Below are 24,390 nucleotides of genomic sequence, written 5' to 3' on the forward strand. Positions count from 1 at the left end.
CCGTCCGCCAGGTCAAACCGCGCCATCCCAAGGCTCCCACCAATCAGGAGCCTTGAATCAACCTGGCCGCCGCGCCGCAAGCTTTATGAGTGCAGAGCCTAAGCCCTCAGGCTTTCTGAGCCCTCAGGCGCCGGGCGCCGCCTCCGGCGGCTTGGCTCGCCGCATTTGCGGCGGCGGCCGTCCGGCCGCTCGCCCGCCTTCGGCGGGCGCAGGTTGCGATTTGCCCTGCCGGGGGACTCTGCTTTTGCTCAGGCGCCGGCCGGGCCGGAGCTGCGCGGGACCCTGGCCGCCTACTTGCCGTTGGCGTGGGCCTTGGCGATGGGCGCGATGAATTGCGGCTCCGTGTCCCAGGGGAACAGGATCCAGGTGTCCTGGGATACCTCGGTGATGAAGGTGTCCACATTCGGCTTGCCGGCGGGCTTGGCATAGACCGTTGCGAAATGCGCCTTGGGCAGCATCTTGCGGACCAGGCGGGCGGTGGTGCCGGTATCGACCAGGTCGTCGATCAGCAGCCAGCCCTCGCCCTGGCTTTCCAGCGCGGCGGCGGGCGGCTTCACCACCTCGGGCTCGCCGCGGTGCTCCTCGTCATAGGTCACGACGGAGACGGTCTCGATCAGCCGGCAATCCAGCTCCCGCGCGATGATCGCGGCGGGGATCAGGCCGCCGCGGGTGATGGCGACCATGCCCTTCCACGGGCCGCGCTCCACCAGCCGCCAGGCCAGGGCCTTGGCGTCGCGATGCAGCTGGTCCCAGGTCACCGTGTAGTAGCGCGGCGCCATTTTCTCGAATCCTGTTGGCCGAAGGTGGTCAGAAACGCTTGCCGCCGTGGGTGAACCTGAAGTCCGGCGTCAAAAAAGCTTGCCGCCGTCCGGTACCTTCAGGTCCGGCTTCAGCAGCACCACGGCCCCATTCTCATCCGGCACGCCGAGCACCAGCACCTCGCTCTCGAAGCCTGCGATGCGGCGGGGCGGGAAGTTGACCACCGCCATCACCTGACGGCCGATCAGCCGGTCCGGCGTGTAGTGGACGGTGAGCTGGGCGGAGGATTTCTTCACCCCCAGCGCGCCACCGAACTCCACCCAGAGCTGGATCGCGGGCTTGCGGGCTTCCGGGAAGGGCTGCGCGTCGATGATCGTGCCGACGCGGATATCGACCTTCTCGAAATCGTCGAAGGAGATGGGGTCCATGCCTATCCCTAGCCTGTGGCGCACGGGTGGGGAAGGCCTTGCACGATCCAGCCCTCCGGCGCATGGGCTTGGGCCTGCTTGCATCCCAGGAGATCCCCGAGAATGCTTCCCGTCACCCCCGCCTTCCGCCTCGATGGGCTGCGCGCCCTGGTCACCGGCGCCAGCAAGGGCATCGGCCGCGCCGGCGCCGTGGCGCTGGCCACCGCGGGGGCCGAGGTGGTGCTGGCCGCCCGCAGCCTGGAGGAACTGGAGGAGACGGCGACCGCTCTGAGCGAGGCCGGCCACGCCGCCCGCGCCGCACAGCTCGATGTGACGGACCGCGAGGCGGTGCGGGCGCTGGTAGAGGCCTCCGGCCCCTTCGACATCCTGCTGAACAATGCCGGCACCAATATCCGCGAGCCCTTCCTGGAGGTGCCCGATGCCTCCGTGGACCGGCTGCTGGACCTGAATGTCCGCGCCATGTTCACCGTGGCGCAGGCGGTGGCGAAGGGCATGGTGGAGCAGGGCAGGGGCGGCGCCATCATCAACCTGTCCTCGGTCAATGGCCATGTCGCCGGCGCCAACCGCACCGTCTACACGGCTACCAAGCACGCGATCGAGGGGCTGACCAAGGCGATGGCCTTCGAGCTCGGCCCGAAGGGCATCCGGGTGAATGCGGTGGCGCCCGGCTTCGTGGAGACGCCGCTGACCCAGGCCTTCCTGGCCGATGAAAAGGTCCGCACCAGCCAGATCCGCCGCATGCCGCTCGGCCGGATCATGACGGTGGAGGACATCATGGGCGCCATCGTCTTCCTGGCCAGCCCGGCCAGCGCCATGGTCACCGGCACCAGCCTGGTGATCGATGGCGGCTTCCTGACGCAATAAACGACAAGCGCGACCCCTGGTCGGCTTGCCGGGGGGGCAGTCCGGCGTCAAAAGCGGTGTCGACAGTTTGCCAGAAGGTCTTCCCAGCATGAAGCGCGACTTCCACGCCCCCGGCCGCAGCGCCGTCTATGCCGCCAATGGCATGGCCGCCACCTCCATGCCGCAGGCGACGCTGGCGGCGTTGGATATCCTGCGCGCCGGCGGCAATGCGCTGGATGCGGCGATCGCGGCGGTGGCGGTGCTCGGCGTGGTGGAGCCCGCTTCCACCGGCATCGGCGGCGATTGCTTCTGCCTCTACGCACCGGCCGGCAAGGGCCAGGTCATCGCGCTGAACGGTTCCGGCCGCGCGCCCATGGGTGCGACGCCGGAGGCGCTGCGTGCCGCGGGCCTGACCGCCATGGTGCCGACCTCCGCCCATTCGGTGACGGTGCCCGGCGCGATCTCGGCATGGGAGACGCTGAACAAGGCGCATGGCACCAAGGGGCTGGATGAGCTTCTGGCGCCCGCCATCCGCTACGCCGAGGAAGGTTTTTTCGTGTCTGGCCGCGTCGCCGTGGATTGGGAGAGCTCGGTCGGCAAGCTGGCGAAGCATGCCGGGGCGGCGAAGTACTTCCTGAAGGATGGCGCCGCGCCGAAGCTGGGCGACAAGTTCAGCAACCCGGCGCTGGGCGCCACCATGCGCGCCATCGGCAAGCATGGCGCCAAGGCCTTCTATGAGGGCGACATTGCCGCCGACATGGTCGCCACGCTGCGCGCCGCCGGCGGCACCCATACCGAGGCCGATTTCGCCCGCGGCGCCCGCGTCGCCGAATTCGTCGACCCGATCAGCCGCGCCTGGCGCGGGATGGAGGTGTTCCAGTGCCCGCCGAATGGCAGCGGCCTGCTGGTGCTGATGATCCTCGGCATGATCGAGAAGCTGGGTACGGCGGAGCAGGGCTTCCTCAGCCCCGAGCGCTTCCACCGCCATATCGAGGCCGCCCGCCTGGCCTATCGCGACCGCGACGCCTTCCTGGCCGACCCGTCCCAGGTCGAGGTGCCTTTGGCGAAGCTGCTGTCGGAGGGCTACATCACCGACCTGGCCAAGCTGATCAGTGACGACAAGGCGATGACCGAGATGCCGGAGGCCGGCCAGGCCGATTGGCAGAAGCACAAGGACACGGTGTACCTGACCGTGGTGGACCGCGACGGCAACGCCTGTTCCTTCATCAACTCGCTGTTCGAGGGCTTCGGTTCCGGCATCTTCGCGGAGAAGTCGGGCGTGATGCTGCAGAATCGCGGCTTCGGCTTCCGCCTGCAGGAAGGCCACCCGAACTGCATCGCCCCAGACAAGCGGCCGATGCACACCATCATCCCCGGCATGGTGATGAAGAACGGCGAGGCGATCATGCCCTATGGCGTGATGGGCGGGCACTACCAGCCGATGGGCCAGTCCATGTTCCTGGCCAACCACTTCGAATACGGCCTGGACGTGCAGGAGGCGCTGGATGCGCCGCGGCTGTTCCCCTACCAGGGCAAGGTGCAGGTGGAGCGCGGCATCCCCGCCAGCGTGATCGACCGGCTGAACCGCCTCGGCCATGAATGCGCGCTGATCGACAAGCCGCATGGCGGTGGCCAGGCGATCCTGATCGATCGGGAGCGCGGCTGTCTGGTCGGCGGCTCCGACCCGCGCAAGGATGGCTGCGCGCTCGGCTACTAGGCCGCGCCGCCGCTTCCCTGACAGAAGGACCCCGCCCGATGACCGAACCCTGCGACCTTTCCGCCGTCGAGGCGCGCCGCCTGATCGGCGTGAAGAAGCTGTCCCCGGTGGAACTGCTGGAAAGCTGCCTCGGCCGCATCGCCGCGGTGAACCATGCGGTGAATGCGGTGGTCGCGCTGGATGAGGACCGGGCGCGGGTGGCGGCGAAGCAGGCGGAAGACGCCGTGATGGCGGGTGCCAAGCTCGGCCCGCTGCACGGCCTGCCGATCGGCATCAAGGACCTGGAGGAGGTGGAGGGGCTGCGGACCACCTGGGGCAGCCCGATCTTCGCAAACCACATCCCGACCAAGGATGAGGCGATGGTGACGAATATCCGCAAGGCGGGCGCCATCGTCACGGCCAAGACCAACACGCCGGAATTCGGTGCCGGCGCCAATACCCGCAACATCGTCTATGGCGCGACGGGCAATCCCTTCGACCCGACGCGCTCCGCCGCCGGCTCCTCCGGCGGGTCCGCCGTGGCGCTGGCCTGCGGCATGTTCCCGATCTGCTCGGGCAGCGATACCGGTGGTTCGCTGCGCAACCCGGCGGCCTTCAACGGCATCGTCGGCTACCGGCCCTCGCCGGGGCTGGTGCCGGCGGAGCGGCGCGGCCATGGCTGGTCGGCACTGCCGGTGCTCGGCCCGATGGCGCGCACGGCGGAGGATGCGGCGCTGCTGCTCTACGCCATGGCGGATGACGATGCGGTGGACCCGCTGGCCTATACCCTGCCGGGTCGCCGGGTGCGCGGTGGCGACCGGGACCTGTTCCCACCCATGGCCGTGGACCTCGGCAGCCTGCGCGTGGCGGCGACGCCGGATTTCGGCATCTCGCCGACCGAGCAGCACATCCGGCGCGTCTTCGCCAGCCGCGTCGCCGCGCTGACCCCGCTATTCGGCCGGGTCGAGGAAGCCAGCCCCGATTGCCGTGGCACCGATGAGGCGTTCGAGGTGCTGCGCGCCGCGAGCTTCCTGTCCGCCCATGCGGAGAAGGTGCGGACCCGGCCGCAGGATTGCGGGCCGAACATCATCGCCAATGTCGAGGAAGGCCTGCGCTACTCCCTGGCGGATTATTCCCGCGCGGCCAGCGAGCAGACCCGCATCTATCGCGGCTGGCAGGGCTTCTTCCAGAACCACGACATCCTCATCAGCCCGGCCATCACCATCAGCCCGCGGCCCTGGACCGAACTGTACCCGGCCGAGATCGACGGCCAGCCGACCCGCACCTATTTCCACTGGCTGTCGCTGGCCTATGCGGTGACGCTGGTGGGCCACCCGGCGATCAGCCTGCCGCTGGGCGTGGACGAGGCCGGCCTGCCTTTCGGCCTGCAGATCGTGGGGCCGCGCGGCGGCGATGCGCTGGTCATGGCCGTCGCGGTGGCGATCGAGGCGGCCGTCGCGGGCGATGCCAGCCTGGCCCGCCCGGTGCCGGATATCACGGCGCTGAAGGCCGCACCGCCGATCTCCGGCATGCAGCACTTCCGCACCTGGGGGTGACCTACCAGCGGCGATAGCCGCGGTTGTAGCCATGGCCCCGGCCGTAATACGGCCGGGAATAGCCATAGGAAGGCTGCCGGTAGTAGCCGCGGTGACTGTGGTGGTTGTCGTTCGCCGAGGCGATGGCCGCCACGCCCAGCGCGGCACCGGCGCCAAGCGCGAGCGAGGCCGGCACGTTCAGCGTGCCATCGGGGTTCTGGCAGGCGCCCAGCAGCAGGCTGGCAGCGAGGGCAAGGCCGGGAAGCACGCGCATGATCTGATCCTCCGAGGCCCTTCTTATCGCTTGCTGCTGCGGCAGGCTGAGGGCAGCGCCAAGGCAGGCGCGTCCTTAACATGGCGGCGGCATGGCGGGCGTTTCATTCCGTGTCGCAGACGGGGTCTATTTGCCTGGCGTCGGCGGGCGCTAAGGTGTCGGCAAGGGCGCCGGCCTTCCGGACACGGCGTGCCGAACCGGAGACGTCCCATGATCAGTGCCACGCGCCGCAGCCTGCTGGCCACGCCCTTCCTGCTGACCCTGCCAGCCGGTGCCCAGGCACAAGCCTGGAACCCCGGCCGCCCCGTGCGGGTGATCCTGCCCTATCCGCCGGGCGGCGGCACCGACATCCTGGCCCGGGCGGTGGCGGAGGCGATGCGCCCGGCGCTCGGTCATCCGGTGCTGGTGGAGAACCGGCCCGGCGCGAATGGCGCCATCGGCAGCGATGCGCTGTCCAAGGCGGATGGCGATGGCACCACCATCGGCATGGTCACCTCCACTCACACGCTGAACAAGTACGTCATGGCCAGCCTCAGCTACGATCCGCTGGCGGATTTCCGGCCGATCGCGAAGATGACGACGCAGACGCTGGTCATGGTCTCCGGTACCGCACAGCCCTTCAACGACGTGGCCGGATTGCTGGCGGCGGCGCGCGCCAGGCCCGGCGCCATCGGCTTCGGCCAGACAGAGGCCGTGACGCGCTTTGCCGGCACCGAATTCGCCCGCCTGGCCGGCGTGCAGATGGAGGATGTGCCCTATCGCGGTGGCGGGCTGATGATGAACGACATCGTCGCCGGCCATCTGCCCTGCGGCTGGACCAGCACCGCCAGCGCGATGCCGCATCTGTCCACCGGCCGGGTGCGGGTACTGTGCGTCTCCACCGCGCAACGCACGCCGCTGATGCCGGATGTGCCGACGGCCCAGGAAGCGGGCGTCGCCGGCTACGACATCGCCAGTTGGGTTGGCATGTTCGGGCCGAAATCCCTGCCGCTGCCGCTGGCCGAGCAGATCCATGCGGCCGTCGCCACCGCCTATCGCGACCCCGCGCTGGTGCAGCGGTTCCAGACGCTCGGGCTGGAGATGGATCTGCGCCCGCCTGCCGCCTTCGCGGAATTCCTTGTTGCCGATGATGCGCGCTGGGCGGAGGCGCTGCGCCACGGCCGCATCCAGAAGGCCGGCTGAACGCCCGTTCCATAGTACCGGGCGGCGCGGCGCCGCGGGGTCCTTTCCGACCCTGCGGCGCCTTGTCGCCGGCCTTCCCGGCCGGTCCTCCGAAAGCTCAGGCCTTGCCGCCCGAGAAGGCGTTGAAGGTCTGCAGCGTATAGGTGTCCTTCACCCCCGGCACGCTCTGCACCCGTTCCACCACGAACAGGCCGATATCCTGGTCGGGCTCGAGGTAGAACTTGCCAAGCAGGTCGTACTGCCCGCTGGTGGAATGCATCTCCGACAGCTCCGGGATGCCGTCCGCCATCTCCCGCGCCACGCGATAGGCTTGGCCCATCTCGCATTTCACCATGACGAAGATGGCTCGCATCGCCTCAACTCCTGCCTTCTGGGGGCGCAGATTGGCGCGGCGGCGGCGCGGCGGGAAGGGGCCGGGCGCGGTCGGTCGGCGCGGGGCCGAGAGGCACGAAGCTTGCATGACGATTTGCGTGGCTTTCACGCCCCGCGGCTTGCAAAATCCCGGATCGTGGGTCATTTGCCGGCTGCCATCCCGCGCTCGTGATGACGTATTCTGCAACTGGTGACGAACGGTAACGGTGGCTTCCCCGCGCCGGTGGTGCCGGGCGAGAACAACGCTGTCAGAATTGGGGTCGCATGCGTACATCTTCGCAGCTTGCCGTCATGGCCCTGATCGTCGGAACCGGCGCCGCCTGGCACATCTATGGTGAGCAGGTCGGCCTGCCGCGCCCCCTGGCGCTGGTCGGGCTGGAGGCAGCCGCCCCGACGGCGCAGCAGCGCGGCGGGCCGGGCGGCCCGGTCGGCGTCGCCGTTGCCCCGGTGCGCACCGGCGCGGTGGTGGACCGCACCGAATCGGTCGGTACCGTCCGCGCCCGGAACGCTGTTGCGATCACGGCCAAGGTCTCGGGCATCGTCACCAACATCCGCTTCGAGGAAGGCCAGAAGGTCGCCGCCGGTGACATGCTGGTGGATATGGAGGCCGCCGCGCTGCGTGCCGAGCTGGACCAGGCCCGCGCGCAGTATGACGACGCCCGCAGCCAGGCGCAGCGTGCCCGGCAGTTGCAGCCCGGCCAGTCCATCGCCGCCCAGCGGCTGGAGACGCTGGAAGCGCAGGCCCGCCAGGCCGAGGGCCGCGTGCGCGCGACCGCGGCACGGCTGGAGGAATTGCGCATCGCCGCGCCTTTCCCAGGCCGCGTCGGCCTGCGCCAGGTCAGCGTCGGCGCGCTGGTGCAGCCCGGCACTGTGGTGACCACGCTGGACGACATCGCCCGGGTCCGGGTGGAATTCTCGGTGCCGGAGGTGTTCCTGGCCCGCGTGCAGGTCGGCAGCCAGGTCAGCGCCCGCAGCGCCGCCTTCGGCGACCGGCGCTTCACCGGCACCGTCGCCGTGATCGACACGCGCATCGATACCAATACCCGCACCGTCCGCGTCATCAGCGAATTCGACAATGCGGATGAGGCGCTGAAGCCCGGCCTGTTCATGACGGTGGAACTGGTGCTGGCCACCCGCGCCAACGCCCTGCTCATCCCGGAGGAGGCGATCGACCCGCTCGGCGACCGCAGCTTCGTCTATGCCATCCGCGACAACCGCGCGAAGCGCATCGAGGTCCGGCTCGGCCAGCGCCTGCGCGGCGAGGTCGAGGTGGTTTCCGGCGTCGAGGCCGGCGATGTGGTGGTGGTGCGCGGCATCCAGCGCCTGCGCAACGATGCCCCGGTGCGCGTGACCGAGACGATGACCCGCCCGACCTCCTAGCAGGAAGGCCCTCTCCACCATGTTTCATGGGGGAGAGGGCCTTTGCGGCAGACCTCCATTGCTCGCGTTGAAGACCTAGACCAGGGAAGCCGCACGATGGTGCTCTCGGACATCTCGATCAAGCGACCGGTCTTCGCGACCGTGATCAGCCTGATGCTCATCGTGCTGGGCATCGCGTCCCTGATGAAGCTGCCGATCCGCGAATATCCGGCGATCGACCCCCCGGTGGTGTCCATCACCACCACCTATCTCGGCGCCTCCGCCGGCGTGGTGGACACCCAGATCACCGAGATCATCGAGGCCGCGGTGGCCGGGATCGAGGGCATCAAGGTGATGACCTCCCTGTCGCGCGACGAGCGCAGCGCGGTGACCATCGAGTTCCAGCTTTCCCGCAACGTGGATGCCGCCTCCAACGATGTGCGCGACCGCGTGGCACGCGCGCTGGCCCGGCTGCCGGACCAGGCGGATACGCCGGTGGTGCAGAAGGTGGATGGTGATGCGCGGCCGATCCTGTGGGTGGCGCTGGTGTCTGACCAGCTCTCCGGCATGGAACTGACCGAGATCGCCCGTCGCCGCTTCGCCGACCAGCTTGCGATCGTCGAAGGCGTGGCGCAGGTGCTGGTGCTGGGGGAGCGCAAGCCCTCCATGCGGATCTGGCTCGACCGCCAGGCGCTGGCTGCCCGCGGCCTGACGGTGCAGGACGTGGAGGACGCGATCCGCCGCGAGAACATCGAGCTGCCGGGCGGCCGTATCGAGGGCACGGCGCGCGAGCTGACCGTCCGCACCGACACCCGCATCAGCGAGCCGGCGCAGTTCCGTCAGGTGGTGCTGGCGCGGTCCGCCGGCGGGCAGGTGCTGCTCGGCGACGTGGCGCGGATCGAGGTGGCGCCGGAGGATACGCGCGGCGGCTACCGCATCAACGGCAAGCCCGGCGTCGGCCTCGGCATCCTGCGCCAATCCACGGCCAATACGTTGTCGGTCGCTGAAGGCGTGAAGGCGGAGGTCGAGCGCATCCGCGCGACGGTGCCGGATGGGGTGGAAGTCGTCATCGGCTATGACGAGAGCACCTTCATCGCCCAGTCGATCTACGAGGTGGAGCACGCGCTGATGATCGCGCTGATCCTCGTGGTGGTCGTGATCTTCTTCTTCCTGCGGTCCTGGCGCGCCACCATCATCCCGGCGGTGGCGATCCCGGTCTCGATCATCGCGTCCTTCATCGCGCTGTCGGCGCTGGGCTTCTCGCTCAATGTGCTGACGCTGCTCGGGCTGGTGCTGGCGATCGGCCTGGTGGTGGATGACGCCATCGTGGTGCTGGAGAACATCCACCGCCGGATCGAGGAAGGCGAGGCGCCGCTGCTCGCCTCCATGCGCGGCGCGCGGGAGATTGCCTTCGCGGTGATCGCGACGACGCTGGTGCTGATCGCGGTCTTCGTGCCGCTGTCCTTCATGGGTGGCAATACCGGGCGGCTGTTCACCGAATTCGGCTTCGCCCTGGCGGCCTCCGTGCTGTTCTCGGGCCTCATCGCGCTGACGCTGACGCCGATGATGTGCTCCAAGCTGCTCAAGGCGCATGAGGGCGAGAGCAGGCTGGTGCGCTGGACCGAGCCCTTCTTCCTCGGCATGAACTGGCTGCTGCGGACCACGCTGCGCCGCGCGCTGGCGGCGCCGGTGCTGACCATGGGCGCGGTTGCCGCGCTGACCGGGCTGGCGGTGCTGCTATTCGCCATTCTGCCCAAGGAATTCGCGCCGACCGAGGATCGCGGCGTCATCATTATCCCGACCACCGGGCCCGAAGGCGCGTCCTTCACCTATACGAATGAGCATGTGGAGCGGGTGGAGCGGGTGCTGCGGCCCTATGTGGAAAGCGGCGAGATCGCCTCGCTCTTCGCCACCGTCGGCGGCTTCCAGCGGCCGGCGCAGGCCAATGTGGCGAACATCTTCATGCGCCTGGCCCCCTGGGACCAGCGCGACCGCAAGCAGCAGGTGCTGGCGGCGGAGATGATGCCGGGGCTGCTGGCGATCCCCGGCGTGCGCGCCTTCGCGCTGAACCCGCCATCCCTCGGCCAGCGCGGCTTTCAGCCGCCGGTGCAGTTCGTCATCGGTGGCACCAGCTACGACACGCTGGTGCAGTGGCGCGATGCCTTCCTGGCGCGGGCGCGGGAGAATCCCCGGCTGCTGAACCTGGACAGCAACTACCGCGAGACCAAGCCCGAGATCCGCGTCGAGATCGACCGCCGCAAGGCCGCCGAGCTCGGCGTCTCCATCCAGTCCATGGGCCGCACCATCGAGACGATGCTGGGCTCGCGGGAGGTCGGCACCTATGTCCAGGGCGGGCAGGAGTACAAGATCCTGCTGCAGGCGCGGGAGGAAGACCGCGCCAGCCCCTATGACCTGCAGAACATCTTCGTCCGCACCAGTAATGGCGGGCAGCTCGGCCTGATCGCCGGCTCCGGCTCCTCCCAGGGCGGGCTGGTGCCGCTGTCCAATGTGGTGACGCTGAGCGAGCGTGCCCGGCCACAATCCCTGGCGCGGGAAGACCGGGTGCGCGCTATTACCATCAGCGCCTCGCTGGCCCCCGGCTACACGCTGGGCGAGGCGCTGGCCTTCATGGAAGGCGTGGCGCGGGAAGTGCTGCCGCCCGAGGCGCGGATCAGCTATCGCGGGCAGAGCCTGGAGTTCAAGGAAAGCTCCAGCGCGCTGTACGTGACCTTCGCCATGGCGCTTCTGGTGGTGTTCCTGGTGCTGGCGGCGCAGTTCGAGAGCTTCATCCACCCCTTCATCATCCTGATGTCGACGCCCCTGGCGGTCACGGGCGGCCTTCTGGCGCTGCAATTCACCGGGCTTTCGCTGAACATCTTCAGCCAGATCGGGCTGGTGCTGCTGATCGGGCTGATGGCGAAGAACGGCATCCTGGTGGTGGAATTCGCCAACCAGCTGCGCGACCGCGGGCTTTCCATCCATGATGCGGTGCTGGAGGCCTCGGTCACCCGGCTGCGCCCCATCCTGATGACCTCCATCGCGACGGCCTTCGGCGCGCTGCCGCTGGCGCTGGCGACCGGGGCAGGGGCGGAAAGCCGGCAGGCGCTGGGCGTGGTGATCGTCGGCGGCGTCACCTTCTCCACCTTCCTGACGCTGTATGCGGTGCCCGCGCTGTACCTGCTGCTGGCGCCCTTCACCCGGCCGATCGGCGCCATCGCGCAGAAGCTGTCGGAGCTGGAGCGGCAGCAGCCGGTGCATCACCCGGCGCCGGCGGAGTAGCCCGCGCCCGCCTGGCGGAGTAGGCGCGGCCGCCGTGCCGCGCTAAATCCTCCCTTAGCAAAATCGGGAGAGTCCGGCGTGGCGCATGCGGCAGCACAGAGTTCCAACGGCATCGAGGCCCGCACGGGTGGCCAGCTTCTGGCCGATGCGCTGGTCGCCAATGGCGCGACCCATGTCTTCGCCGTGCCGGGGGAAAGCTACCTCGACCTGCTGGATGGCCTCTACAACCAGCGCAACCGGATCGAGCTGGTGACCTGCCGCTTCGAGGCGGGCGCCGTCCACATGGCCGAGGCGCACGGCAAGCTGACCGGCAAGGCGGGCGTGGCCATCGTCACCCGCGGACCCGGCGCCTGCCATGCCGCGATCGGCGTGCATGTGGCGTTCCAGGACAGCACCCCGCTGGTGCTGCTGGTCGGCCAGATCCCGATGAACGAGACGGATCGCGAAACCTTCCAGGAGGTCGATTACCGCCGCTTCTTCGGCCCCATCGCGAAGTGGGTGACGCAGATCGATGAGGCGGCGCGCATTCCCGAACTCATGGCCCATGCCTTCGATGTCGCGACTAGCGGCCGCCCCGGGCCCGTGGTGGTAGCGCTGAGCGAGGAGATGCAGAAGGACCTGGCCAGCGTGCCGGATATCGGCCCGGGCGCCGTGATGCCCGCCTATCCGGCACCGGCCGCGCTGGACCGGATGATGGAGATGCTGGGCAAGGCGGAGCGCCCGCTGGCGATCCTCGGCGGCAGCGGCTGGACGCCGGAAGGCAAGGCGGCGATCCGCGACTTCCTGGTCGGCAACGACATCCCCGTCGCCGTGTCCTTCCGTCGCATGGGCCTGTTCGACGGAACTTCCGCCCATTATGCGGGCGACCTGGGCGTCGGTGCCGATGCCGGGCTGGTGGCGAAGGCGCGCGAATCCGACCTGATCCTGGCCTTCGGCACCCGGCTCGGTGAGCCGGTGAGCCAGGGCTACACGCTGTTCGATTTCGCGGGGAAGCAGCCCATCATCCAGGTCCACCAGGACCAGGCGGAGATCGGCCGGGTGCACCGCGTGGCGCTCGGCATCACCGCCGACGTCAACGCCTTCGCGAAGGCCGCCGCGGCACTGCCGCGCATCGACGCGCCGCGCTGGGGCGAGTGGCGCAAGGCCGTGCGTGCGGCGCGGGAGGCTCAGGCCAAGGCGCCGAGCTACGAGGGCCCGCTGAACCTGGCCGTGGCGCTGCAGGAACTGGAAAAGGTGCTGCCGGCGGATACCATCTACACCTCCGACGCCGGCAATTTCGCCACCTGGCCGAACCGCTTCATGCATGTGCGCGAGGGCCAGGATTTCCTGGGGCCGACCAATGGCGCGATGGGCTATGGCATCCCGGCCGCCATCGGCGCGGCCATCACCCACCCGGACCGCACCGTGGTCTGCTTCGTCGGCGATGGCGGCGCGCTGATGACGGGGCAGGAGATGGCGACCTGCTTCCACCAGGGCGCGGCACCGATCATCCTGGTGTTCAACAACGGCATGTACGGCACCATCCGCATGTATCAGGAGCGCACCTATCCCGGCCGCGTCTCCGGCACCAAGCTGACCAACCCGGACTTCGCCCGCTTCATCGAGGCCTTCGGCGGCCATGGCGAGGTGGTGGAGGCGACCGATGAACTCGTGCCCGCCTTCCAGCGCGCCAAGGCGAGCGGCAAGGCGGCGATCATCGAGATCCGCATGAACCCGGAACAGGTGACAAACCGCGCCACCATCGAGCAGCTTCGGGCGCAGGCCAAGAAGGCCTGATGGGCCGGTGCCGCGCATCGAGGTCCTCGACGATGCGCTGCTGATCCCCGCCTCGGGCCGCTGGCAGGAACCGCCGCTGCGGCCCGGGGCACAGGGGCGCACCGTCTATGATGGCGGGGTCTATGCCGGGAGTGGCGAGCCGCTCGACCTCGCGCGTCATGTCGGCGGCAATACCGCCAACATCCCGGCCGCCATCGCCCCGTCGGTGCAGGCGGAGTGGCTGCCGGGCACCTGGCTGTTCGGCGGCTGGCTGCGCCGGCATTTCGGACACTTCGTGAACGAATCCCTCGGCCGGCTCTGGGCCTGGCCGGGCCTCGACGAGGCGCCGCGCGGGCTCATCTTCCTGCCCTTCGACTGGCGCCTGGGCGCGAACCAGCCGGAAGTGGCGCATGGGCCGGCGGATGCGGCGTGGCTGCCGGAGATACTTGCGTTGCTCGGCATCGCGCCGCCGCCGGAGATCCACGTGGTGACCGCGCCGGTCCGGGTCGCGCGGCTGGTGGTTCCCCAGCAGCTTTCCCTGCTCGACACGCCCGGGGAACCGGAAGCGCCGCGGCTGCACCGCCGCTTCCTGCGCGGCACCGCCGCGCCCGGGGTGCCGACCGGGCGCGGCTACCTGTCCCGCAGCCGCCTGCCCTCCGACCTGCCGAGCTTCATCCTGGAGGGTGCGCTGGATGCGAATTTCGCCCGCGCCGGCTACCGGGTGATCCATCCGGAGATGCTGTCGATCGCCCAGCAGGTGGAGGCCTATCGCGGCCTGTCCACGCTGGTCTGTGCCGAGGGCTCCGCCATTCATCTCGCGGCCATCCACCTGCCGGATGATGTGCGGCTCGGCATGCTCTGGCGGCTTGGCGTCCGGCACCCGCCGATGTTCCGGCAGCTTCGCGTGGCGGGGCTGCCGCCACCAGCGGAGTTCACGCGGATTGCTGGCGTCATCGCTTCCGCCTCGCCGGGCCAGCCCTCACCGGAGGAGAGCCTGGTCGGGGTGAACTGGCGGAAGGCGCGGGCCGTGCCGGATTTCGCGCTTCTGGGGCAGGATCTGGCAGCGGCGGGATTCCTCGATGCGCGGCACTGGCAGGTGCCGCCGGCAGAGGAGGTGGCCGCCGCCATCGCGGCGCATCTGGCGGAGCTGCGCCGGCTGGCGCCCCGGCAGCACCATGCCTGGATCCCGGCCGCCCGGATGCCCTGGCGCAGCGCCCGGGGCGATGGAGCCGGGGCGGCCTGATCCGTGGGTCCGGATCGCGCGCTAACCCAGCCTGATCTGCTCCAACCCGGCGAAGCTCATCGTCTCGCCCTTGACGGTGACCTGGCCGCTGGCGGTCGCCGGGTTGCCGGCGGCGTCGAAGAAGCCGAACAGGCCGTTGCCCAGGCTGCGGAGTTCCAGCCCGCCATCGACCGTCAGGCCCATCCGCAGGATGTCCTCGGGCAGGTTGGGCAGGTGCAGCGTGTCGAGGCCGCTGCCGCCGTCGAAGCGGTCGCTGCCATCGCCGGGGCGCCAGACATAGCTGTCGTCGCCGGCGCCGCCGAAGGCCCGGTCCGCGGCGCCGTCGCCGGTGCCGCCGCTGATCACGTCATCGCCGCCGATGGCCGGGTTGCCGGCGCTGTCGCCGTAGATGGTGTCCTGGCCGGCGCCGCCATCGAGCGTGTCGTTGCCGGAGAAGACCAGCTCGACCGGGTCGCCATTCACGAGGCTCGCGGCCATGAAGTTGTCGCCATGGATGACATCGTTGCCGGCGCTGCCGGCCGCGCTGTCGTCGCCCTGGCCCATGCGGATGGTGTCCTGGCCGGCCCCGCCGGTGAAGCTGGCATCGGCGTCGCCATGGTCGATGAAGGACATGCCCGCCTCCGGCTCCACCGGGGCTGGCTGCCCCTTGCCGCCCGTGACCCGTGCCAGCTCCGCCTCGCTCAGCGGCTGTCTTCCGCGGAAATGCTGTGCCGGCATGGGGGCTGATCCTGCTGCTTTCCCTGTGGTGGTACAGGATGGCGCCGCCCCCGCGCCACGCCCGCAACGCCTTTCGCGGCGAAAGGCGTTGCCTGTGGCGGCGGCTACTCCGGCTGCAGCCCGGTGGAGCGCACCAGTTCCTGCCACAGGCCGCGCTGGGTCCGCATCAGCGTCGCGAAGGCTTCCGGCGTGCTGGGGTAGGGGGCGTTGCCGTTGGCGGCCAGGCGCTCGATCATCTGCGGCTTCTTCAGCCCGTCATTGATCGCGGCATTCATGCGCGCCACGATCGGCGCCGGGATGCCCTTCGGCCCCATCACGGCCGAGAAGCTCGGCAGGTCGTAATTCGGCACGCCCTGTTCCTGCACGGTCGGGTATTCCGGCGCCAGCGGCCAGCGCGTCGGGTTGGTCACCGCCAGCGCCCTCACCTGGCCGGCGCGGACCGTGCCGATGATGCCGGAGTAGCTGTCGAACACCACCTGGATGTTGCCGGCGATGAGGTCCGCCAGCGCCGGCGCCGCGCCGCGATACGGCACATGCGTCAGTTCCGTGCCGGTGCGCTGCATGAACAGCACGCCGAGCATGTGGTTGGCGCCACCGGCACCGGCCGAGCCATAGTTCAGCTTGCTTGGATTGGCCTTCGCATACGCGACCAGTTCCTGGATGTTGTTGATGGGCAGGCCTGGATGCACGCAGACCATGGCGGTGCCGGTCGCGAAGGTGGCAATTGCGGAAAAGTCGTCCACCCCCTCATAGCCCGGTGTCTTGAACAGCAGCGGCGCGCCGAGGTGGGAAGAAGGGCTCGCCATCATCACCGTGTAGCCATCGGGCGCGGACTGCGCGACATGCGCTGTGCCGATGGTGCCGCCCGCGCCGGCGCGGTTGTCCACCACCACCGGAACGCCCAGGCCATCCGACAGCGCCTGCGCCTGCAGGCGCCCGGCGATGTCGCTGGCGCCGCCGGGCGGGTAGGGGACTACCAGGCGGATCTGGCGCGCCGGCCAGGCAGGCTGGGCGAGTGCGGGCGTTGCAAGCAGACCTGCCGCGATGACGGGCAGGTGGCGACGGCTGATCATGGGCGGACTCCGGACCGGCATTGAATCGATCAATTCAATGCAAGATCAGGGCCGCCTACAAGTGCTAACGGCCGCCGTCAGCGACCGACAGCGTAGCCCTGCATGCCGCGCGGATTGGCACCCGCGAACAACTGGCCATCGGCTTCCTGCCGCGCGCCGGTCAGCCGGCCCTCGGACCAGTCGCCGCCGACATCCACCAGATGCCCGCGCGCGGTCAGCAGCCGGGCGACTTCCGGCGCGTAGCGGCCTTCCAGCACCACCTTGCCGGGGCGGGCGACGCGCGGCCAGAAGCTGCTCGGCCAGTGTTCCGTGTGGAAGGCGGGCGCGTCGATCGCCTGCTGGATGCCCATGGCGTGGTCCACCATGCGGGTGAACATGATGGGCTGCCACTGGTCCTGCTGTTCCCCGCCCGGCGTGCCGAAGCTCATCCAGGGGCGGCCATCCTTCAGCGCCATGGCCGGGGACAGCGTGGTGCGCGGCCGCTTGCCCGGCTTGAGCCCGTTCGGCAGGTTCTCGTCCAACCAGAACATCTGCCCGCGCGTGCCGAGGCAGAAGCCCAGGCCCGGGATCGCCGGCGAGGATTGGAACCAGCCGCCGGAGGGCGTGGCGGAGACCATGTTGCCCTGCGCGTCGATGACGTCGATGTGGCAGGTATCAGCCCCCGAGACGCCGAGGCGCGCCACCGTGGGCTCGCCGGCACCCGGCGCGCGGGTCAGCAATTCCATCCGGCTGACCGCGTCATGGTCCACCCAGGGGGTCGCCATGCCGGGCAGGCTGCCGGGGCGGAGATCCAGGCTCGCGGCCTCGCCCACCAGCTTGCGGCGTTCGGCGGCATATTCGTCGGACAGCAGATGGTGGATCGGCACATCGACGAAATCGGGGTCGCCGTAGAAGGCTTCCCGGTCCGCGAAGGCCAGCTTCATGCATTCGATCACGGTGTGGGCATATTGCTCGCCCATCGGGTCCATCCCCGCCAGGTCGAAGCCCTCCAGCAGCGCGAGGGTCTGCAGCATCGCCGGCCCCTGGCTCCAGACGCCGCATTTCAGCACCGTGTGGCCACGATACTCGCGCCGCAGCGGGGCTTCCTGGCTGGCGCGCCAATGGGACATGTCATGCGCCGTCAGCACGCCCTTGTGGCGCTGGCCGGAGGCATCGAGCAGCGCCTCCTTCGCGAAGAACTCGCCGATTGCCTCGGCGACGAAGCCGCCATACCAGGCGTTGCGCGCCGCATCGATCTGCGCCACCCGGTCATGGCCCGCCGCCTCCGCCTCCCGCAGCACCCGCTCCCACGTCCGGCCGAGGGTGGGGTTGGCGTAGAGGCCGCCGGCGACGGGGCCGCCGTTCCGCAGCCAGATCTCGGCGCTGGTCGGCCATTCCGTCTCGAACAGCGGCTTCACCGTGTTCAGGGTGGCGACCACGCGCGGTACGTAGTGGATGCCGCGATGGGCGTAGCCGATGGCGTAGGACAGCACGTCGCGCAGCGACCAGGTGCCGTAGTCACGCAGCATCAGCGCCCAGGCGTCGAAGGCGCCAGGCACCATGGCGGGCAGGAAGCCGGTGCCGGGGATCAGGTCCAGCCCCAGCTCGTTCTTCACATGTGCGACGGTCAGCCCGGCCGGCGCCACGCCCTGGCCGCAGATCACGCGCTGCGCGCCAGCCTTGGCGTCGTGGATGATGATCGGGCAGTCGCCGCCCGGGCCGTTCAAATGCGGCTCCGCCACCTGCAGCGTGAAGCCCGCGGCGACGGCCGCGTCGAAGGCGTTGCCGCCACGTTCCAGCACCGCCATGCCAACCTGCGAGGCGATCCAGTGGGTGGAGGCGACGACACCGAAAGTGCCGGCGATTTCGGGGCGCGTCGTGAACATTTGCGGGTATTTCCGTCTTGCGGCTTGAGACTGCCGATAGGCGCAGGCAGAAGCGTCATGGTCAATATTGCGGTGCAGAACAACGATGCTGGTGCCTGTGGTCGGGCCCTCCGGGGCGGGGAAGGATACGCTGATGGACGCGGCCCGCGCGCGGCTGGCACGCGACCCGCGCTTCGTCTTCGCCCGCCGCCACATCACCCGCCCCGCCGAGGCGGGTGGCGAGGACCACCTGCCGCTCAGCGTCACGGAATTCCGCCGGATGCAGCAGGAAGGCGGCTTCGCCCTGTGGTGGGAGGCGCATGGGCTGCTCTACGGCATCCCATCCGCCATGGAGGTTGCGCTGGAAGGCGGCCGCGTCGTGGTCGCCAACCTGTCCCGCACCGTGCTGGCGGAGGCAGCCTCGCGCTACCCCATGCGTATCCTGAACATCACGGCGCCGTACCACGTGCTGGCCGCGAGGCTGGCCGCGCGCGGCCGCGAATCGGCCGCGGATATCGAGTCCCGCCTGGCGAGGGAGGCGGTGCTGCCCGCCGCGCTGCCGGTCGAGACAGTGCTCAACGACGGCAGCGTGGAACAGGGGGTGGAGCGCGTGCTGGCCGCGCTCAGCCGAGCAGCGGCAGACGCTCGGCCAACAGAAAAGGCGCACCCGGCCCCGCCTGGGTGAACAGGCACAGCTCCGTCACCCGGCGGGGCTGGGCCGGCACGTCGCCAAGATGCGCGGCGAGCGCGGGGCGTACCACCGCCATCTCGGCCTCATTCAGCCGGCGCGAGAGCGTGACGTGGAACCACCATTCCTCGAAGACATAGTGGTAGCCCCAGCGGTGCAGGTTTTCCCGCTGCGGCGCGGTCATGCGTTCGGGACGGCGGCGGGCGATCTCGTCTTCCGTCGGCGGCACGCGATGCGCATCGAGGCCGGCGACGCAGGCATCACAAAGCGCCTGCAGGTCGTCGGATCGCTCCGTCTCCAGCAGCGCCAGGAAGCCGTGATGCTCGGCCAGGTGCAGCGGCGGCAGGGCGAAGGGCCGTGTCCGCAGCGCCAGCGCCATGGCATCCTCGCGCAGCGCCGCATAGCTGGTGGCAATGCGGAAGGGCGGTTTCATCGTGGCGTGCAGGCCGTAGCCGCGCGCATCCCTGGTGATCTCCGCGATGTCGAGGCCGGGCAGGGCGGGCTGCCGGATGGTGGCGCCGGTTTCGGTATCCCGGCCGAGCCATTGCGAGCCGAGCCGGTGCAGCGGGTCTTCCAGCCGCGGCGCCCAGTAGATGCCGGCGCGCATCATGCCAAATGACTCCCTCTCCACCCGTCAGGGGGGGGAGGGTTGGGGTGGGGGGGGCTTTGCAGGATGAGAGAAGCCGAGGTGCTGGGCGTAAGATACGCAGTGCCCGCCGGGAGGCCGCGCCCGAACGGCACGCCCCCCCCACCCCGACCAGCCTTTGGCGTTGCGGCAGTGCCGCAACCCCCAGCATGCGGGGGAGGGAGAAGAAGCCCACTCACGCGATGCGTTCCCCGGCGCGCCACACCTTCCGCACCACGGCATGTCCCTCATGCGGCCGGATCTGCACCAGATCGGCGCGCAGCCCGGCTTCCAGGCGGCCGCGATCGGTGAAGCCCGCCATCCGCGCGGCGGTGTCCGTGATCATCGCGATCGCGGCCGGCAGCGTCGTGTGGCCCTGGCCGGCGGCGAGCCAGGCGGCCTCCACCATGGCGGGGGGCACGTAGTCACTGGCCAGCACATCCACCGCCTGGTCATGCATCAGGTCCGAAACCGCGACATTGCCCGAGTGGCTGCCGCCGCGGATGATGTTGGGCGCGCCGGCGATCACCTGCACGCCGAGCTTCTTGGCCGCCTGCGCGGCCTCCAGCGTCACCGGGAATTCGCTGATGGTGATGCCGTCCGCCGCGTTGCGGGCGATGCCCTCGGGGCTGTCATCGTCATGGCTGGCCAGCGGCAGGTTGCGGTAGGCGATGCGATCCAGCAGCCAGCGGCGGTTCGGCTCCAGCAGCTTCGCGCGCTGTTCCAGCAATTCGGTGATCCGCTGGTCCACCTGCGCCGCCGTCTTGCCGTTGCGGATGCGCATCTGGCGATAGCGTTCCACGTCCCGGTACTGGCCCACGCCCGGCGAGTGGTCCATGAAGCTGACCATGCGGACCAGCTTGTGGTCGGCCGCCATTTCCACCAGTTCGCGCATGTCGGCGGCGGGGATCTCGCAGCGCAGGTGCAGGAAGTGGTCGGATTTCAGCAGGCCGGTCCCGGTCAGCGCGTCCAGGTCCTGCACGCCCTCCACGAAGGTCTGGGTGCGGCCGACATCGAAGCCGAGATCGCCGAGGCACAGCGCATCCAGCACCGTGGTGACGCCGGCGGCCGCCGTCTGGCTGTCATGCGCGAGCATGGCGGAACGCGACGGCCAGCGCGCCGTGGCGCGGGGCTGCACCTGGCGTTCCAGATTGTCCGTATGCACATCGACGATGCCGGGGATCAAATGGTCGCCGTCGAGGTCGATGGCACCGGGCGCATGGCTGCGGCCGGGCTGGATCTCCGCAATGCGGTCTCCACGGATCACCAGCGTGCCGTGCAGGACCTCACCCGCCAGGACAAGGTGCGCGTTGGTCAGAATGACTTCGGGAATCATGCGGCGTCCTGGATTGGCAAAACTTCGAACAGGCGATCAGCCACCTGGTCGCGGATTTGGGTGTCGTGGAAGATGCCGATCAGCGCCGCGCCGCGGGCCTTGGCCTCCGCGATCAGCGTGACGACCACCTGGCGGTTTACCGGGTCGAGGCTGGCGGTGGGCTCATCGAGCAGCAGCACGGGGTAGTCCGCGGCAAAGCCACGCGCCAGGTTGATACGCTGCTGCTCACCGCCCGAGAAGGTGGCCGGCGGCAGGTCGTGCAGGCGCGCGGGCAGGTTCAGGCGGGTCAGCAGTTCCGTGGCACGGGCCAGCGCCGCCCCGGCCGGAACGCCACGGGCGCGCAACGGCTCCGCCACGATGTCGCGGGCGCCGATGCGGGGGATCACACGCAGGAACTGCGAGACATAGCCCAGCGTCTCCCGCCGTATCTCCCGCACCAGCATGGGGTCCGCCGCGGCAAGGTCCACCAGTTCGCCGCGATGGCGGATCAGGATGCGGCCCGAACCGGCGCCGTAATTGCCGTAGAGGCAACGCATCAGCGTGGATTTGCCGGCGCCCGAAGGACCGGCCAGCGCCACGCACTCGCCCGGCGCGACGCTGAAATCCACATCGGCGAGGACCGGGATGCGGACATCCCCCTGCAGATGCAGCCGAAATTCCTTGGACAGTCCTTCGGTGGCCAGGGAGATGCTCATGCCGCCAGCACCGAGGAAACCAGGAGTTGCGTGTAGGGGTGCTGCGGGTCGTCCAGCACCCGGTCGGTCAGCCCGCTTTCCACCACCACGCCATGCCGCATCACCAGCATCCGGTGCGCCAGCAGGCGGGCGGCGGCGATGTCATGCGTCACGATCAGCACGGCCAGGCCAAGGTCGGCGACCAGCGCGCGGATCAGGTCGAGCAGCCGGGCCTGGACGGAGACATCGAGGCCGCCGGTCGGCTCATCCATGAAGACCAGTTTTGGTAATGTCACCAGCGTGCGGGCGATCTGCAGGCGCTGCTGCATGCCGCCCGAGAATTTCGCCGGGACCTCGTCCATGCGCGCCGGGTCGATCTCGACGCGGGTCAGCCAGTGGGAGGCTTGTTCCCGGATATTGCCGTAGTGGCGGGCGCCGGTGGCCATCAGCCGCTCGCCGATATTGCCGCCGGCCGAGACCGCCATGCGGAGGCCATCGCGCGGGTTCTGATGCACGAAGCCCCATTCCGTGCGCATCAGGCGACGGCGCGCGGCCTCGCTCATGCCGAGCACGTCCTGGCCGAGATAGGAGACCTCCCCGGCATCCGGGCGCATCAGGCCGGACAGCACGCGCAGCAGCGTGGTCTTGCCGCTGCCGGATTCACCGACGATGGCGACGACCTCGCCGGGGTGGATATCGAGATCCACGCCATCCAGCGCGGCGATGCGGCCGAAGCGGAGGGTGAGGTCGCGGGCGGTGAGGAGGGGGGTCTTCGAGGAGCGCTCGTTCATTCCGCCGCTTCCTTCATCGCCTGCCGCTCGCTGCAGAAATCCGTGTCCGAACACACGAAGATCCGCCCGCCGACATCATCCGTCAGCACCTCGTCCAGATACGTATCGCCCGACCCGCACAACTCGCAGACATGCGGCGCGCGGATCGGCCGGAAGGGGTGGTCGTCGAAATCCAGGCTTTTCACCGACGTATAGGGCGGCACGGCATAGATCCGCTTCTCCCGCCCCGCGCCGAACAGCTGTAGCGCCGGCATCTGGTCCATCTTCGGATTATCGAAGGCGGGAATGGGGGACGGCGACATCAGGTAACGGCCATTCACCATCACCGGGTAGCTGTAGCTGGTTGCGATATGGCCGTGGCGGGCGATGTCCTCGTACAGCTTCACATGCATCAGCCCGTAATCGGCCATGGCATGCATCCGCCGCGTCTCCGCGATGCGCGGCTCCAGCCTTCCGAGCGGTTCCGGGATCGGCACCTGATAGACCAGGATCTGGTCCTCCCGCAGCTTGCGTTCCGGGATGCGGTGGCGGGTCTGGATGATGGTGGCGGCTTCCGTGCTTTCGGTGGTCGCGATCCCGGCGGTGCGGCGGAAGAAGGCGCGGATGGACACCGCATTGGTGGTGTCGTCGCTGCCCTGGTCGATCACCTTCAGCACATCGGCCGGTCCAAGCACCGCCGCCGTCACCTGGATGCCGCCCGTGCCCCAGCCATAGGGCAGCGGCATCTCGCGCGATCCGAAGGGCACCTGGTGGCCGGGGATGGCGACCGCCTTGAGGATGGCCCGGCGGATCATCCGCTTCGTGCTCTCATCCAGATAGGCGAAGTTGTAGCCGGGATCGTGCGTCACTTCGCCGCCTCCACGCTGGCCCTCATGGTGCGGACATTCTCCAGTTCCGACTGGAAATCGACGTAGTGCGGCAGCTTCAGATGCTCGACGAAGCCGGTGGCTTCGACATTGTCGCAATGCGACAGCACGAATTCCTGCTGCTGCGCCGGCGCCTCCGCCGCTTCACCCAGTTCGGATGCGCGCAGCGCGCGATCGACCAGCGCCATGGACATCGCCTTGCGCTCGCCATGGCCGAAGACCAGGCCATAGCCGCGGGTGAATTGCGGCGGCTCCGTCCGGCTGCCCTTGAACTGGTTCACCATCTGGCATTCGGTGACGGTGATGTCGCCGAGGTCGATCTCGAAGCCCAGCTCCGGCGGTGTGAAGCCCACCGCCACCTCGCCCATGCGGATCTCGCCGACGAAGGGGTGGTTGCCGCCATAGCCGCGCTGCGTCGAATAGCCGAGCGACAGCAGAAAACCCTCATCGCCCCGCGCCAGCGCCTGCAGGCGCAGCGCACGGTCGGCGGGGAAGGAGAGCGGTTCCCGGGTGAGGTCGCCCGGCTCCGCCTCACTTTCCGCTTCCCGCTGCATCAGCCCCTCGCGGGCCAGCATTTCCGTCACGCGCGGGGTGGGCTCATTGTTCGCTTCCGCTTCAGGCGCCCCGCTGGGCAACTGGCCCGCGGCAGCCAGGCGAAAATCGAGCAGGCGGTGGGTGTAGTCGAAGGTCGGGCCCAGCACCTGGCCGCCCGGCAGGTCCTTGTAGGTGGCGCTGATGCGGCGCTGGATCGCCATGGCGTTGGTATCCAGCGGGGCGCTGGCGCCGAAGCGGGGCAGGGTGGTGCGATAGGCGCGCAGCAGGAAGGCGGCCTCGATCAGGTCGCCACGGGACTGCTTCACCGCCAGCGCGGCCAAGCCGCGGTCGTGGCAGGAGCCTTCCGCCATCACCCGGTCCACGGCGAGCCCAAGCTGCGCCTGCACCTGGTCCGCGGTCAGTTCCGGCAGGGCCGGGTCGCCGCGGCCGGTCTCGTCCAGCCAGGCATGGGCGGCGCCGATCGCGCGCTCACCGCCCTTGGTCGCGACATACATGG

22 protein-coding genes are annotated in these 24,390 nt (G+C 69.5%); 9 read left to right on the forward strand and 13 right to left on the reverse strand.

Annotated elements, in window-relative coordinates; genetic code table 11:
* Window positions 1–290: 290 nt before the first annotated feature.
* Together gpt and HB662_RS19575 are read right to left on the reverse strand one after the other, a co-directional pair.
* Window positions 291–779 carry a xanthine phosphoribosyltransferase gene (gpt, locus tag HB662_RS19570; RefSeq protein ID WP_168051894.1) on the reverse strand — a complete coding sequence of 163 codons (489 nt, stop codon included), beginning with the start codon at window positions 777–779 and terminating at the stop codon, window positions 291–293.
* A gap of 69 nt (window positions 780–848) precedes the next feature.
* On the reverse strand, window positions 849–1,187 hold the full coding sequence (locus HB662_RS19575) for a tRNA-binding protein (protein ID WP_168051896.1): 339 nt from the start codon (window positions 1,185–1,187) through the stop codon (window positions 849–851).
* 102 nt (window positions 1,188–1,289) lie between these two features.
* Between HB662_RS19575 and HB662_RS19580 the strand changes: the two genes are divergently transcribed.
* From HB662_RS19580 to HB662_RS19590, 3 genes are all read left to right on the forward strand, one after another.
* The gene (locus HB662_RS19580; RefSeq protein ID WP_168051898.1) at window positions 1,290–2,051 is read left to right on the forward strand and encodes an SDR family NAD(P)-dependent oxidoreductase; all 762 of its coding nucleotides are present in this window, start codon (window positions 1,290–1,292) and stop codon (window positions 2,049–2,051) included.
* An 88-nt stretch (window positions 2,052–2,139) separates the two neighbouring features.
* Window positions 2,140–3,747: a gamma-glutamyltransferase gene (gene ggt, locus HB662_RS19585; RefSeq protein WP_245185776.1), complete on the forward strand. Its 1,608-nt coding sequence runs from the start codon at window positions 2,140–2,142 to the stop codon at window positions 3,745–3,747.
* A 38-nt stretch (window positions 3,748–3,785) separates the two neighbouring features.
* On the forward strand, window positions 3,786–5,282 hold the full coding sequence (locus HB662_RS19590) for an amidase (protein ID WP_168051900.1): 1,497 nt from the start codon (window positions 3,786–3,788) through the stop codon (window positions 5,280–5,282).
* A gap of 1 nt (window position 5,283) precedes the next feature.
* Here the strand turns inward: HB662_RS19590 and HB662_RS19595 are convergent, their stop codons facing one another.
* Window positions 5,284–5,535 carry a hypothetical protein gene (locus tag HB662_RS19595; protein WP_168051902.1) on the reverse strand — a complete coding sequence of 84 codons (252 nt, stop codon included), beginning with the start codon at window positions 5,533–5,535 and terminating at the stop codon, window positions 5,284–5,286.
* A 210-nt stretch (window positions 5,536–5,745) separates the two neighbouring features.
* Here HB662_RS19595 and HB662_RS19600 point away from each other — a divergent pair, with 210 nt between their 5' ends.
* A complete protein-coding gene (locus HB662_RS19600; RefSeq protein WP_168051904.1) occupies window positions 5,746–6,717 on the forward strand; it encodes a Bug family tripartite tricarboxylate transporter substrate binding protein in 972 nt (323 codons plus the stop codon).
* A gap of 97 nt (window positions 6,718–6,814) precedes the next feature.
* Here the strand turns inward: HB662_RS19600 and HB662_RS19605 are convergent, their stop codons facing one another.
* On the reverse strand, window positions 6,815–7,069 hold the full coding sequence (locus tag HB662_RS19605) for an Lrp/AsnC ligand binding domain-containing protein (RefSeq protein WP_168051906.1): 255 nt from the start codon (window positions 7,067–7,069) through the stop codon (window positions 6,815–6,817).
* Window positions 7,070–7,353: 284 nt separating this feature from the next.
* On the opposite strand from HB662_RS19605, the gene HB662_RS19610 reads away from it, so the two are divergent.
* From HB662_RS19610 to HB662_RS19625, 4 genes are all read left to right on the forward strand, one after another.
* Window positions 7,354–8,469 carry an efflux RND transporter periplasmic adaptor subunit gene (locus tag HB662_RS19610; protein WP_168051908.1) on the forward strand — a complete coding sequence of 372 codons (1,116 nt, stop codon included), beginning with the start codon at window positions 7,354–7,356 and terminating at the stop codon, window positions 8,467–8,469.
* Between the two features lie 96 nt (window positions 8,470–8,565).
* Window positions 8,566–11,727, forward strand: a complete 3,162-nt coding sequence (locus tag HB662_RS19615) for an efflux RND transporter permease subunit (RefSeq protein ID WP_168051910.1) — start codon at window positions 8,566–8,568, stop codon at window positions 11,725–11,727.
* Between the two features lie 78 nt (window positions 11,728–11,805).
* Entirely contained in the window at window positions 11,806–13,503 is a 1,698-nt protein-coding gene (locus tag HB662_RS19620; RefSeq protein ID WP_168051912.1) for a thiamine pyrophosphate-dependent enzyme, read from the forward strand.
* A 7-nt stretch (window positions 13,504–13,510) separates the two neighbouring features.
* Window positions 13,511–14,725 (forward strand): glycosyltransferase 61 family protein, encoded by a 1,215-nt coding sequence (locus HB662_RS19625; protein WP_168051914.1) that lies wholly within the window; start codon window positions 13,511–13,513, stop codon window positions 14,723–14,725.
* Window positions 14,726–14,746: 21 nt separating this feature from the next.
* On the opposite strand, the gene HB662_RS19630 is transcribed toward HB662_RS19625, so the two are convergent.
* The 3 genes from HB662_RS19630 to HB662_RS19640 form a co-directional block, all read right to left on the reverse strand.
* Window positions 14,747–15,442 carry a calcium-binding protein gene (locus HB662_RS19630; RefSeq protein ID WP_168051916.1) on the reverse strand — a complete coding sequence of 232 codons (696 nt, stop codon included), beginning with the start codon at window positions 15,440–15,442 and terminating at the stop codon, window positions 14,747–14,749.
* 104 nt (window positions 15,443–15,546) lie between these two features.
* Entirely contained in the window at window positions 15,547–16,515 is a 969-nt protein-coding gene (locus HB662_RS19635) for a Bug family tripartite tricarboxylate transporter substrate binding protein (protein WP_168051918.1), read from the reverse strand.
* Window positions 16,516–16,592: 77 nt separating this feature from the next.
* On the reverse strand, window positions 16,593–18,380 hold the full coding sequence (locus tag HB662_RS19640) for a gamma-glutamyltransferase family protein (RefSeq protein ID WP_168051920.1): 1,788 nt from the start codon (window positions 18,378–18,380) through the stop codon (window positions 16,593–16,595).
* Between the two features lie 133 nt (window positions 18,381–18,513).
* On the opposite strand from HB662_RS19640, the gene phnN reads away from it, so the two are divergent.
* Window positions 18,514–19,044 (forward strand): phosphonate metabolism protein/1,5-bisphosphokinase (PRPP-forming) PhnN, encoded by a 531-nt coding sequence (gene phnN, locus HB662_RS19645; RefSeq protein ID WP_245185777.1) that lies wholly within the window; start codon window positions 18,514–18,516, stop codon window positions 19,042–19,044.
* Here phnN and HB662_RS19650 read toward each other — a convergent pair.
* The 6 genes from HB662_RS19650 to HB662_RS19675 form a co-directional block, all read right to left on the reverse strand.
* On the reverse strand, window positions 18,983–19,657 hold the full coding sequence (locus HB662_RS19650; RefSeq protein WP_168051924.1) for a DUF1045 domain-containing protein: 675 nt from the start codon (window positions 19,655–19,657) through the stop codon (window positions 18,983–18,985). The genes phnN and HB662_RS19650 overlap by 62 nt on opposite strands.
* A 211-nt stretch (window positions 19,658–19,868) precedes the next feature.
* Complete coding sequence (locus HB662_RS19655; RefSeq protein ID WP_168051926.1) at window positions 19,869–21,008, reverse strand: alpha-D-ribose 1-methylphosphonate 5-triphosphate diphosphatase; 1,140 nt, start codon at window positions 21,006–21,008, stop codon at window positions 19,869–19,871.
* The gene (gene phnL / locus HB662_RS19660; RefSeq protein ID WP_168051928.1) at window positions 21,005–21,703 is read right to left on the reverse strand and encodes a phosphonate C-P lyase system protein PhnL; all 699 of its coding nucleotides are present in this window, start codon (window positions 21,701–21,703) and stop codon (window positions 21,005–21,007) included. Before phnL ends, HB662_RS19655 begins: the two co-directional genes overlap by 4 nt.
* Entirely contained in the window at window positions 21,700–22,473 is a 774-nt protein-coding gene (gene phnK, locus HB662_RS19665; protein WP_168051930.1) for a phosphonate C-P lyase system protein PhnK, read from the reverse strand. The genes phnL and phnK overlap by 4 nt, the downstream gene beginning before the upstream one ends.
* Entirely contained in the window at window positions 22,470–23,321 is an 852-nt protein-coding gene (locus HB662_RS19670) for an alpha-D-ribose 1-methylphosphonate 5-phosphate C-P-lyase PhnJ (RefSeq protein ID WP_168051932.1), read from the reverse strand. Before HB662_RS19670 ends, phnK begins: the two co-directional genes overlap by 4 nt.
* A complete protein-coding gene (locus HB662_RS19675; RefSeq protein ID WP_168051934.1) occupies window positions 23,318–24,388 on the reverse strand; it encodes a carbon-phosphorus lyase complex subunit PhnI in 1,071 nt (356 codons plus the stop codon). Before HB662_RS19675 ends, HB662_RS19670 begins: the two co-directional genes overlap by 4 nt.
* Between the last annotated feature and the right edge of the window lie 2 nt (window positions 24,389–24,390).

It is taken from the genome of Falsiroseomonas frigidaquae (assembly GCF_012163145.1).
Taxonomy (GTDB): domain Bacteria; phylum Pseudomonadota; class Alphaproteobacteria; order Acetobacterales; family Acetobacteraceae; genus Falsiroseomonas; species Falsiroseomonas frigidaquae.